Source organism: Apibacter muscae, from assembly GCF_007845635.1.
Classification (GTDB): domain Bacteria; phylum Bacteroidota; class Bacteroidia; order Flavobacteriales; family Weeksellaceae; genus Apibacter; species Apibacter muscae.
Window position 1 is genome coordinate 111,395 of the sequence record NZ_SELG01000031.1, and the last position, 12,020, is coordinate 123,414.

Here is a 12,020-nt window from a genome sequence, read left to right on the forward strand (position 1 = left end):
ATTTATTTTTTTTCAATGTCTTTAAATATTTCAGGCATTTTCTCTTTGTTCATTTTTACTATAACTCTATGCATGCATATTAGACATAGCAGTGAAATTATAAAAATAAACATCCATGAACTGGTCCAAAGGCCTGTATAATTTAAAAGATACCCAAAGATAATAGGTCCTATAAAGCCTCCTAATCCTCCAATTAATCCAACCATACCTCCAACCACTCCTACTTCATTAGGAAAATATTCGGGAATATGTTTGTATACAGCAGCTTTTCCTATTCCCCAAGAAATCCCTATGCAAATAACTAAAGCTAAATACATCCACATATTAGCTTCAAATTTTATTCCAGTTATACCTTTAGCTAATAATTCTTTTTTATTGACCTTTTGATTCTCTTTCACCAAAATTTCCTGCCATGTGTTTTTTTCTGGTAAAAATCTTGTTTGATCTTTGAGAACTTCTTCCTCTTTATTTTTTACTTTATACTCTTTATTATTTACTAAAATTTTATCCTTATCTATGTGTGTAACTGTTCCAGCATTTGTAGATAAAATTCCCTGCCCTTGTGTGTAAATATCCATTTTAGGAAACATGAGAAGAAAACTAAAGGCTACTGAGGAGCCTAATACCCAGTACATTACTTTTCTTGCCCCATATTTATCGGATAAATATCCACCAAATGCTCTTACCACTCCTGATGGTAAGCTAAAGAATGATGCAAACATACCTGCCATTACTAAAGTTGTACTATAAACATTCATAAAATTGGGTACTAACCATTGGGAATAGGCCACAAAAAATCCAAAAACTAATAAGTAGTAAAGCCCAAAACGCCAAACTCTTCCTTTTTTTAATGGACTTAATAAGCTTGACATTGTCTTAGAACTGCTCTGAGGTTTTTTATTTTTGGCTAGCAGAATGTATAATATACTTAAAACTATAAGTGTAAATCCATATATAAGTGGTAAAATTTTCCAACCATTCTCCAAGTTATTTTTAGAAAGATAATTTAAAAGTGTTGGAGCTAAAAATGTTGTGATTGCTGCTCCCGCATTGCCCATACCGAATATACCTAAGGCTCTCCCTTGCCACTCTTTGGGATACCAAACAGAGGTGTATCCTACGCCTACAGCAAAGCTTGTACCTACTATCCCAAATAAAAAGCTTAAGATAGCAAATGCTAAAAAACTTTTAGCCAAAGGTAGTATAAATAAGGGGATTGAACAAAAAATGAGCAAAATAATAAATACTTTTTTCCCTCCAAATTTATCCGTCATTATCCCTACTGGTAATCTTAACAATGATCCTGTTAAAACGGGAATTCCTAATAACCAACCTATCTCTACTACTGAAAAGTCAAAAATTCCGTTCTCTACTAAGTAGGTAACTAAAACTCCATTAAGCGTCCAACATGCAAAACATATAGTGAAGGCTAAAGTATTTAAAGCTAATATTATATGGGATTGTTTTAAATTTGATTTAGGCATATGAATGAAAACTTTCTATGTAATTAACTATTTTAGTTTTAAATTTTTTAATCGATCTTTTATATCTTTTAAATTAGTTTCTAAAACATCTTTTTTAATCTGTTCTTTAATTTTATAATATTTATGATGTAGTGGACATGGATCTTCATTGGAGCAATCACTTAAACCAAGGACGCAACGTGTTACAGATTTGCTTCCATCTATAGTAATAACAATGTCTAGTATTTTAATTTCACTTGAATCTTTTCCTAAAGCAAAACCTCCATTTTTACCTTTCATCGATATTAATAAGCCAACCTTAGCCAATTGTTGCAATATTTTAGCGGTAAAGGGTTCTGGAGTTTCTAATGCCTGACTAATTTCTTTAACCTGTGAATAATTATCTTTATGATTTTTTGAACTTAGATAAATCATAATTTTTATTGCGTACTCACTGGTTTTTGAAAACATTCCCTAATAATTTTTAAACTTAATTACCTGCAAATATAATTTAATAATCTTAAAAGGATATATTAAGATATTAAAGTCTTATTATCTTTTGATTAATTTATACTTGTTCTAAATAAAACTTTTGTATTATATATATAATTATTATTTGTGATTATTAAACATCTTTTTAATCTATAGTATCAATTAAAAGTATGTCATTGATATAATTTTATTGCTTATACATCAATCTTTTAAAAGATTGATTGATGCATTTGAAAATTTATAAAGGTTATTTTAGTTTAAATAAACACTATTTTAAAACTTTCTATAATTCAATTTAGAATTAATCTTATTGTCTCAATTTAAATCAAATAAAAAGCAAAGCTATATTAATTGATAATTATTTTTTAAAAAATATAACAGTCAAATTAACAGCATTCAATTATCTTTTTTTCTGAAAGGAATAGATCAAATGAAATACTCCTGGTAGTATAAAAATACTTCCTAAAATCAATGCCCAAGCCAACATTTTAATAGTTTTGGGTTCATTTTCTCCACTTAATAAAGATAGTGACCCTTGTTTTAATAACACTAAATCTGGGTAATGACCATAGGTTACTGCCAATAAAATCATAATTACTTGAAAACCGGCTAATATTCTTATAGCAGAATATTTATTTTTATAAATACAATAAAAAGCCCCAATGGCTGAAAGGGTGGCAAAAAGCACTGCTGCCCAACCTACTACTCCTCCATATATCCACCTAATCAAAGGTAAATTTTGGTAGCCTGCGCAGGCAAATACTAGTCCTCCTGAAAGGATTACAGAAATAAGAAATATTTTTACTTTTTTACCTATATATTTTTTTTCTTCTTCGTTCTCAATTTGAGAAATTGTATAAGAACAGGCTAAATAACCACAAATACAGCTGGTGAAAACTCCTAAGGCAATTCCAAAGGGTGTTAACCAACTCCAAATGTAAGCTGTTGAAAATTCAGTGGCTTCCGTATTTATAGTTCCTGAAACAGTTGCTGCTGCTATTATTCCTAAGAAGAAAGGAGTTATAAAACTTGAATATATAAAAATTTTATTATAAACTTTGTGCCAATTGTCTATAACAGCATCGTAATGCCTAAACGTAAAAGCTGTACCTCGTGCAATGATTCCTAATAACATAATTAGTAGTGGAATATGTAAATACGTAGATAGGGTAGAATAAATTTGAGGAAATCCCACAAAAAGTATTACTATAACGATTATTAACCACATATGGTTCGCTTCCCAAACCGGCCCCATTTCACGGTACATAATTTTATGAATTCGTTCTTGGTTCTTTTTATTTGAGAATAGCTCTGCTATACCTACACCAAAATCTGCCCCACCCAATAACAAATAAAGGGCTATTGCTGTCCAAAGGAAAAATATAACTACATATAGATCAAACATATTTTATTTATTTGTAGGTTTATGAATAAATTTTGGATCTGTTTCATCGTATAAATAGGGCACCATCTTTATCTGTCTATACAACAGAAAAATAACAATTAAAGAAAGTGACATAAAAATAAGAGTGAATAAATAAAAGGTATAAGCGATTCCAGGCATCGGAGTTACAGCTTCTGAGGTTCGCATTATTTTATATATTATCCATGGTTGCCTACCCACTTCTGTAACCACCCAACCTGCTTCTAAAGCTATATAGCCTAAAGGTGCTGCCATAACAAATAGCTTAATTAACCATTTTTTTGATAGCCAAGATTTTTTCTTTACTATGGCTAAAAGGTATAAAATTGATATTATCATTAGTGCTACGCCAAGCATGATCATAATTTGAAAGGCATAGTGAACAATAGCTACCGGAGGTCGGTCTTGTTCCGGAAAATCTAATATTCCTTTTACTGGTGCATTAAAATCACCATGTGATAAAAAACTTAATAAACCAGGTATTTTTATTGCGTAATCAACTTTATGTTCATTTTCATTTACTATTCCTCCTAAAATAAAATCTGCATTTTTTTCTGTATGAAAATGCGCTTCCATTGCTGCAAGTTTTTCTGGTTGTCTTTTACTTACATCTTTGGCAGAAATATCTCCGCTAAGTGGTTGTATTAGGGCAGCTATGGATGCTGAAATAGCGGCAATTTTGAATGCTTTGGTATGAAATACTAAATTTTTCCCTTTTAGGATCATAAAAGCGTGAACTCCTGCAACAGCAAAGCCTGTAGCAATAAATGCAGCTATTATCATATGCAAGGCCTGAGAAAACCATGCATCATTAAACATGGCTTTTACGGGATTTACATTTAGGTATTCACCATTCACAAAATCAAAGCCCGCGGGACTATTCATCCAAGCATTTGCTGCTAGAACTAATATACCGGAAGCTAATCCACTTATACCTACCAATAATCCTGTAAACCAATGAAACCATGGATTTAATTTCCCCCAACCATATAGAAAAAAACCTAGAGCAATAGCTTCTACAAAGAATGCTGTTCCTTCTAGGGAGAAAGGCATACCAAAAATAGATCCGGCATGTTCCATAAATTTGGGCCAAAGTTGCCCAAGTTCAAATGACAGCATGGTTCCTGAAACAGCTCCGGTAGCAAATAATATTGCTATTCCCTTGCTCCAAGCTTTTGTTAGTCCTTTATAGATTTTGTCTCCGGTTTTTAAGTATTTGCAATGAGCTATAGCCATAAAAAATGGCATTACCATACCTACACAAGAGAAAATAATATGAAAACCTAAGGACAATGCCATCTGAGAACGAGCAGCAATAAAATCATCCATTATATAATTTTTTAGTCTTCTACAAAGTTACATAAGAATTTATAAATAAATTCCTTAAAAGATCTACATATTTATAAAAGAGTTAAGTAAATACAATTAGATGTTTAAAGACTTAGGTGAAAGTAATCTTGTTTCTTTCAAGATATTTGTTTGTATCTTCAATAAAGGATAAAATTTCTTCTTGACCAATTTTTTTTTCTGCTGAGGTTTTAAAAATTGGGGGTACTTCTTCCCAAGTTTTTCTAAGTTCTTGCATATATTTTTTAAAATTGAAAGCAAATTCTCTTTGAGATACTTTGTCAATTTTGGTAAAAACTACGGAAAACGGTATTTCTTTTTCTCCTAACCAATTAATAAATTCTAAATCATTTTCTAATGGTAAATGTCTAGCATCCACCAATATAAATACATTGACTAGATTTTTCCTATTTAAAATATATTTTTCAATCATTTTAGAAAAAATCTCCCTCGTCTTTTTAGATACTTTGGCATATCCATACCCAGGTAGGTCTGCTAGATACCAGCTATTATTAATGAGAAAATGATTAATTAATTGGGTCTTCCCAGGGGTTGAAGATGTTTTCGCTAAACCTTTTTTATTGGTTAACATATTAATAAGAGATGATTTACCTACATTTGAACGGCCTATAAATGCGTATTCTGGAAAATCAGGTTCTGGACACTCTTCTATCTTAGGACTACTTTTAATGAAATCTGCTGAATGTATGCTCACAATTTAATTTATTTGAATTATAATTCTCTACTTTTTAACCATTCGTAAAGAATACTATTAAATTCTTCAGGCTTTTCCATCATTGGTGAATGCCCACATTTATCTACCCAATATAACTTTGAATCAGGGATAAATTGATTAAATTCTTCTGCAACTTCAGGTGGGGTAACATTGTCTTGTTTTCCCCAAATTAAACAAGTGGGTATCTTAATATTTTTTAATTCTTCAGATAAGTTATTTTTCATTGCACTTCTTGCTATCTGAATTGTTTTTATAGCTTTTAATCTATCAGTTACAGTCTCATAAACTTCATCTACTAGCTCCTTAGTTGCTATGTCAGGATCGTAAAAAACATCTTGTGCCTTTTTTTTTATGTATTCGTAACTTCCTCTTTTTGGATATGAATCACCAAAACTTCTCTCGTATAGTCCAGAACTTCCTGTTAAAACAAGTGCTTTAACATATTGAGCTTTTTTTAAGGATGTAATTAGTCCTAAGTGACCGCCTAGTGAATTTCCTATTAGTATAGCCGGTTTATCCACTACTTTTTCAAGAAATTTTATTACATAGTTGGTCAATCCTGAAATATTCGTTTTTAACTGAGGCAATGTATACAGTGGTAATTGCAAAAAATAAACTTTGTAACCTTTTTGTGAAAAATATTCTATTTGATATTTAAAGTTACTTAATCCTCCCATTAATCCATGTAACAATACAATTGGACTTCCTTCTCCAACTTCTGTATATATAAATTTATTTTTTTTAGGAAGACTAAAAATCATATTAAGCTCATCTTATGCAATCATGCAAAAATACATCATTTTTACTAATATAATAGTATTATTTTATCCCACATTTTATAAAAAACATATCATAACTGATTTTCAGCTTATTAGACGCATTTTATCTATTTATTTATATGTAACTTTAACGTATTAATTCGATACATTCTTTTTATTGAAATAATCTTGAAAATAGATTAAGATTTATATGTTTAATCGAATTATAAATTCATTTATAATAAGAAACACAAGGGAATAATTTCCCTTGTGTTTTTGTACTATGTTTTTTAAGAATTTAGTGGCTATGTCCAGATTCAATCTCTCCAGCCTTTAAATAATAAGTTCCAGCAGTGACAAGTTCTTGATTATTATCTAAATCTAACACTTCTACATATTCAGAATTCTCGACTCCTGTTTTAATTTCTTTTTTATCGAATTTAGATCCATTTTTAATAAAAATATATTTTTTTCCGTTTTCTTCAAACACTGCATCTCTAGGAATTGTCAGAAGTGGATGAGTTTTATTAATGATTGAGGCATTTACAAAACGTCCCTCATAGAAATCATTGGCAGGTAATTTTGTCTTAATATCTACATGTACCTGAATTGTATTATTTTCTGTGTTAGTAGCCCTTCCTATCAAATGGATTTCTCCTTTTAATGTATCTTTTATTTCTGGTAAACTAAATTCAACTTCTTGCCCTGCAAATAGTTGAGATGCGTATTTAGACGGCACATTTAGTTCCAAATGTAATTCGTCTTGATTTATAATCTTAAATAATTCATCTGCTGTTGAAATTTGCTTTCCTGGAGAAATTTCTTCGGCTTGTATAAATCCGTTTTGCGGACTAATTATTGGTAAAATTGGATTTATAGTTTTAGTTTTTATAATCGTTGAGGGTGAAAATCCCAAAACTTTTAATTCAGAATGCAAACTTTCATACTCAGCGGAGGATACTTGATAAAGTGCTAAGGCTTGTTCGTATGCTTTCTGACTTATAGCATCAGCAGCTAATAAAGATTTCTTCCGTTGGAAATCTTTTTGATTTAAAAGCATATTATAGTACGATTCAAGAAACTGTTTTTGCAAAGGAATGAAAGATGGATTTCTTAATGTGGCTAAAACTTGTCCTTTTTTAACATACTCACCGGTAATGAAGTTTACTTTATCAATAAATCCATCTACTTGACTATGTACGGAGGACATATTTTGCGGTAAAGCATGTATTACTCCACTTACTGTTATTCGGGAATCAATAGATTTTAACTCGGGTTTCCCTATTTGTATATTATTTATTTTAATTTGTTCAGGAGTAATTTCTATTTCTGTATTTTCTTTTGTTACAGCTTCATGGTTTTCTTGCTTTTCTTTGCTGCAAGAAATAATAATTAAACTTAAAAATAGGGTTATATATATTCGTATATTCATTGCGTGATCAATTTAATTTTGTTGAGTTAAATATTTTATTTCTATAAGTACTTGATTGTAATCATGTATTAAGTCTAGATAGGTTAAGTGGGCTTCTACAGATGCTTTTAATAAGCTACAATATTGCAGATAATCAATTTCACCATATTTATATTTGGTAAGAGCTACCTTCCTCATTTTTATTAGTTCATTTAAATGATTCTCTCCTAAAGAAGCTATTTCTTTATTAAATAAATCTTCTTGTTCTTTTAACTGTTTAATCCTTAATTCTAAACTTCTTACTTTTTGTTCTTTATTATTTTCTATGAATTGATTTTCAATATATGATTGTTCTTTTAGTTTTTTATAGGAATTGTTAAATAGAGGTATATTTATCCCTACTACTCCAGAAAAATATGCAGATCTTTGGTCTATACTATGCATTATGGTTCCTACTGATAATTCTGGTAGTCTTTGTGATTTTCCAAGCATTACGGTTTGGTTATTAAATTGCATTGCTTGATCGAACTCTTGAGTAAATAATGGCAGTGGAGTACTTGATATGTAATCATTTTCTAATCTTGAAAAACTTTCAATTGGAATAATTTTATTATTTAAATCTATTTTACATAAGTTGTACAATTGATTTTCAACGTTTAAGTATTCTTGTTCATTGCTGGTTATTCTTCTTATTATCTGATCTAACTCTACTTTAAAAAATTGTTTCTCCATATAATCGGTTTCTCCTTGTTGATACCTGAATTCTGCTCTTTTTAAGCCTGATTGGTACAAAGAATCCATTTTAAGTAGTAAATTCCTCTTCTCAATAGAGTATAACCATTGGTTATAGGTTTGTTCTACTTGTAGTTCTAAAGTATGTTTCTTTAATAAGAATAGGGAATTTAACCAGTTGATTTTTGAATCGGATAAGTTTTGCATACTCCTATAAGAGAATAAGTTTCCTAAATTTTGTTCTAATTCTACTTGATAGTCCCCTTTTCTATCATTGTACTCTCCATAACCAGCAGTTATAGATGTATTTTGGACCGTATAGGCATATTTTTTTTCTAATTGCTCTTTTTCTATCTGCATACGATCTCCTTGGAGTTCCATATTTTCTGTTGAAACTCTTTGTAAAAGTTCAGGCAATGCTACTCTAGTTTGTCCCTGTATGGACATGATTCCTCCTAAGATGAATACTCCTAAGGTAGTATTTGTTTTATTTAAGAGTTTTTTAAAACTTTTGTTCTCTACTATATAATAAATTGCTGGTACAATTAACAGGGTTAATAAAGTAGAGGTTACTAATCCTCCTATAACCACTGTTGCCAATGGGTGTTGTACTTCGGAACCATTTGAGGAGGATATAGCCATTGGGTAAAATCCTAAAGTAGCTACCATAGCCGTCATAAATACTGGTCGTAAACGTGTAAGGGAACCTTGTATAATTAGATCTTTCAAAGAATTAAATTTACCCGATTTCTTTAAATCATTTAATTCTCCTACTAATACAATTCCATTTAAAACGGCTACTCCAAATAAGGCTATAAATCCTACTCCGGCTGATATACTAAACGGTAGTCCCCTTGCCCATAAGGCTATAATTCCTCCTATCGATGCTAAGGGTACAGCTGTAAAAATTATAAGAGCATCTTTTAAGCTTTTAAAAGCAACGTATAATAGAAAAATTATGGTTATAAGGGCTATAGGAATAACTATACTTAATCTTGCACTTGCTTGTTGCAAATTTTCAAATGCTCCACCGTATTGAATGCGGTAGCCTGGGGGTAATTTAATGTCTTTATCCAACTTTGTTTGGATATTTTTTACTAAGGTGGCAACATCTACTCCTCTTACATTCACTCCTATATTAATTTTTCTTTGGGCTTGTTCTCTAGATATCATCATAGGACCTGATTCATAATTCATGGATGCTACTTCTGACAATGGAATGAGTATTCCTGTGGGTGATTTTACATAGATTTGATTTAAATTCAAATCTTTTCTATAGTTTTCATTTAATCTTAAAACTATATCAAATCTTTTTTCACCTTCAAGTACTACTCCGGCAGATTGCCCTGCGATCGTTGATCTTATAATCTGATTTAAAGAATTAATATTTAGACCGTATTGTGCTATTTTTTCTCTGTTGTAGCTGATATTCATTTGTTTTAATCCTTCCGTCTGTTCCACTTTCACATCTGCCGCTCCTTTTATGTCATGTATACTTTCTGCTGCTTTGTCTGCTATCTTTTTTAATTCTTCTGTATCTTCTCCAAATATTTTTATGACTACATCTGCCTTTGCCCCTGTCATCAACTCATTAAATCTTAGTTGTATAGGTTGGGAAAACTCAAAAGAAGCACCCAATATAACAGATAATTTTTCTTTCATTTTATTGACTAGTTCTTCTTGTGTAGTCGCTGATATCCAATCTTTTTTTTCTTTTAGAATTATCATTATATCAGCATCTTCAATACCCATGGGATCTGTTGGCACTTCGGCAGTTCCAATTTTAGAAACCACATGTAGTACTTCTGGGAAATTCTCTTTCAATATTTTTTCTGCTTTCGTTGTAGTTGCAATGCTTTCATCTAAGGAGCTTCCAGGTTGAATACTCATTTGCATTGCAATATCTCCTTCTTGTAAGGTTGGTACAAATTCTGACCCCATCTTCATGAATACAAAAACAAACATAAGCCATATAGCCACTACTAAACTCACTATTGTATAAGGTATTTTTAAAACTTTCTGTAAAACGGGTAAATACAACTTTTTCAGGAAATTCATTATTTTGTCTGCAAATGTTATTTTCTGTTTTATGTTTTTATTTATAAACATTGTTGTCATTACAGGAACATAGGTAAGAGAAAGTATAAATGCACCTAAAATCGCAAAACTTACGGCTAATGCCATAGGTCTAAACATTTTACCCTCTATACCTGTTAAAGTCATTATAGGAACAAATACTAAAATAATTATCATAATCCCAAAAGAAGCTGATTTATATATATCTCCTGCTGCTTTAGTAACTACTCCATCCATTTCTTTTTGGGTGAGTTTCTTACCTAAATAACTAGTGTACAATACATGTATAACACTTTCTATGATAATAATTGCTCCATCTACTACAATTCCAAAATCCATAGCTCCTAGCGATAGTAGATTTGCTGAAACTCCAAATAGATCCATCATTGCTAAAGCGAAAAGTAGGGACAATGGAATTACAGAAGCAACTATAAGCCCAGCTCTTAGATTACCTAAAAGTAGTATTAAAACAAAAATAACGATGAGTCCGCCTTCTATTAAGTTTTTGGTTACTGTAGATATAGTTTTATCGATTAGATTAGCTCTATCCAAATATTCATAAATATCTAATCCCTCCGGTAGGTTTTTTTCAATTTCTGTGACTCTTTGTTTTACATTTTGTACTGTTTTATAGGAATCAGCTCCTTTTAGCATTAGAGTTATACCTCCAACAACTTCTCCTTGACCATCCATAGTCATTGCTCCAAAACGTTGTGCCGAACCTATTTTTACTTGTGCTACATCGGATATTTTAATAGGAACCTTATTGTTTAGTGATATAACAATATTTTCAATATCTTGAAAGTTTTTTATCATCCCTTCGGTTCGGATATAAAATAGGTTATGTTTTTGTTGTATATAGCCAGAACCTGAATTTTGATTATTATTTTCTAAAGCTGTGTGAACTTCTTCCAATGTTAAATTATAGCTTTGTAAAGCTACTGGATCTATAGATATTTCATATTCTCTAATATTTCCTCCGAAACTTGATATTTCAATTATTCCTTCTACTCCATTTAGTTGACGTTTAATGATCCAATCTTGTATGGTACGTAATTTTTCTGTATTATATTGATTCTCATACCCTGGTTTTACCTTTAGTACATATTGATAAATTTCTCCTAATCCTGTTGTTATAGGCATTAATTCAGGATCTCCTAACCCATCAGGTATTTCTGATTTTGCAATATCTACTTGTTCTTTAACCAACTGCCTTGCTTGTAAAGTAGGTATATTTTCTTTAAAGACAACCGTTATTATGGAGAGTCCAAATCTAGATATGGAGCGTACTTCTGTTGTTCCTGGAATATTTCTTAATTGTGATTCTAATGGGAAAGTTATTAACTTTTCAACTTCTTGAGGTGCTAAAGTTGGTGAAGTGGTTACTACTTGCACTTGATTATTTGTAATATCGGGAGTTGCATCAATAGCAATATCTTTTACTGAGTAAACCCCACCTATCAATAAGGCAAGTGTTCCTACAATAATTAATAATTTATTATTTATAGAGAATTCTATAATTTTTTTAAACATAATTTTATTATTAGTATTATATAATTAGAATGGGTATATAAAAATTAGT

The 12,020-nt window shown here is 30.7% G+C and carries 8 protein-coding genes; all 8 read right to left on the reverse strand.

Annotated elements, in window-relative coordinates:
• Nucleotides 1–2: 2 nt before the first annotated feature.
• The 8 genes from ETU08_RS04550 to ETU08_RS04585 all read right to left on the reverse strand — a co-directional run bounded on the left by ETU08_RS04550 (nt 3) and on the right by ETU08_RS04585 (nt 11,971).
• Entirely contained in the window at nt 3–1,484 is a 1,482-nt protein-coding gene (locus ETU08_RS04550) for an MFS transporter (protein ID WP_146261834.1), read from the reverse strand.
• 27 nt (nt 1,485–1,511) lie between these two features.
• The gene (locus ETU08_RS04555) at nt 1,512–1,934 is read right to left on the reverse strand and encodes an RrF2 family transcriptional regulator (protein ID WP_146261835.1); all 423 of its coding nucleotides are present in this window, start codon (nt 1,932–1,934) and stop codon (nt 1,512–1,514) included.
• 421 nt (nt 1,935–2,355) lie between these two features.
• Complete coding sequence (locus ETU08_RS04560) at nt 2,356–3,360, reverse strand: cytochrome d ubiquinol oxidase subunit II (protein ID WP_146261836.1); 1,005 nt, start codon at nt 3,358–3,360, stop codon at nt 2,356–2,358.
• Nucleotides 3,361–3,363: 3 nt separating this feature from the next.
• Nucleotides 3,364–4,707, reverse strand: a complete 1,344-nt coding sequence (locus ETU08_RS04565; protein ID WP_146261837.1) for a cytochrome ubiquinol oxidase subunit I — start codon at nt 4,705–4,707, stop codon at nt 3,364–3,366.
• Nucleotides 4,708–4,819: 112 nt separating this feature from the next.
• A complete protein-coding gene (gene yihA, locus ETU08_RS04570) occupies nt 4,820–5,440 on the reverse strand; it encodes a ribosome biogenesis GTP-binding protein YihA/YsxC (protein WP_146261838.1) in 621 nt (206 codons plus the stop codon).
• Nucleotides 5,441–5,457: 17 nt separating this feature from the next.
• Nucleotides 5,458–6,222 carry an alpha/beta fold hydrolase gene (locus ETU08_RS04575; protein WP_146261839.1) on the reverse strand — a complete coding sequence of 255 codons (765 nt, stop codon included), beginning with the start codon at nt 6,220–6,222 and terminating at the stop codon, nt 5,458–5,460.
• A 295-nt stretch (nt 6,223–6,517) separates the two neighbouring features.
• The gene (locus ETU08_RS04580; RefSeq protein ID WP_146261840.1) at nt 6,518–7,651 is read right to left on the reverse strand and encodes an efflux RND transporter periplasmic adaptor subunit; all 1,134 of its coding nucleotides are present in this window, start codon (nt 7,649–7,651) and stop codon (nt 6,518–6,520) included.
• Nucleotides 7,652–7,663: 12 nt separating this feature from the next.
• Nucleotides 7,664–11,971 carry a CusA/CzcA family heavy metal efflux RND transporter gene (locus tag ETU08_RS04585; RefSeq protein ID WP_146261841.1) on the reverse strand — a complete coding sequence of 1,436 codons (4,308 nt, stop codon included), beginning with the start codon at nt 11,969–11,971 and terminating at the stop codon, nt 7,664–7,666.
• Nucleotides 11,972–12,020: the final 49 nt, after the last annotated feature.

What these genes read in the sequence shown, in the direction of transcription:
- ETU08_RS04550 (WP_146261834.1), bottom strand. Translation starts at nt 1,484, where the DNA reads ATGCCTAAATCAAATTTAAAACAATCCCATATAATATTAGCTTTAAAT.
- ETU08_RS04555 (WP_146261835.1), bottom strand. Translation starts at nt 1,934, where the DNA reads ATGTTTTCAAAAACCAGTGAGTACGCAATAAAAATTATGATTTATCTA.
- ETU08_RS04560 (WP_146261836.1), bottom strand. Translation starts at nt 3,360, where the DNA reads ATGTTTGATCTATATGTAGTTATATTTTTCCTTTGGACAGCAATAGCC.
- ETU08_RS04565 (WP_146261837.1), bottom strand. Translation starts at nt 4,707, where the DNA reads ATGGATGATTTTATTGCTGCTCGTTCTCAGATGGCATTGTCCTTAGGT.
- ETU08_RS04575 (WP_146261839.1), bottom strand. Translation starts at nt 6,222, where the DNA reads ATGATTTTTAGTCTTCCTAAAAAAAATAAATTTATATATACAGAAGTT.
- ETU08_RS04580 (WP_146261840.1), bottom strand. Translation starts at nt 7,651, where the DNA reads ATGAATATACGAATATATATAACCCTATTTTTAAGTTTAATTATTATT.
- ETU08_RS04585 (WP_146261841.1), bottom strand. Translation starts at nt 11,971, where the DNA reads ATGTTTAAAAAAATTATAGAATTCTCTATAAATAATAAATTATTAATT.